The sequence below is a fragment of the Streptomyces sp. SID13666 genome, assembly GCF_010548325.1.
GTDB classification, from domain to species: domain Bacteria; phylum Actinomycetota; class Actinomycetes; order Streptomycetales; family Streptomycetaceae; genus Actinacidiphila; species Actinacidiphila fildesensis.
In genome coordinates, this window is the sequence record NZ_JAAGLX010000250.1 from 1 (window position 1) to 382 (window position 382).

Consider the following 382-nt stretch of genomic DNA (forward strand, 5'->3'; position numbering starts at 1 on the left):
CGTGATCGAGAGGGCTTCTCACTCGACTCCGAGAAGTCTCGTGACGGCCAAGCCCTGACCGCTGCCGAAGCAGGCACACAGCCCACTGCAACTCAGGGTGTGTTTCCCTCCCGGCCTGAGCGCCTGGATTCCCACGCAAGATCAGGGATGAGTCACATGACTAACGCCCTCCGCTCCCCCGTCGCCTTCTCGGTGCTCGCCGGGGTCCTCATCGGCGCCCTGTTCCTCGTCGGTACCGGCGCCGATCCGGTCGCCGCGTACGGCGCGGTGCTCAGCGGTTCGCTCGGCGCCGACGGCATCGGGTCGACGCGGACCACCCTGACGAGCGGGCTGGGTCTGGCCCCCGCGCTGGGCGTGCCGTTGCGCGCCGGGCTCATCCACC

The 382-nt window shown here is 69.6% G+C and carries 1 pseudogene; it reads left to right on the plus strand.

The features are described from left to right. Window positions 1-147: 147 nt before the first annotated feature. A pseudogene (locus G3I60_RS44330) lies at window positions 148-382 on the plus strand (ABC transporter permease); the annotation flags it as partial.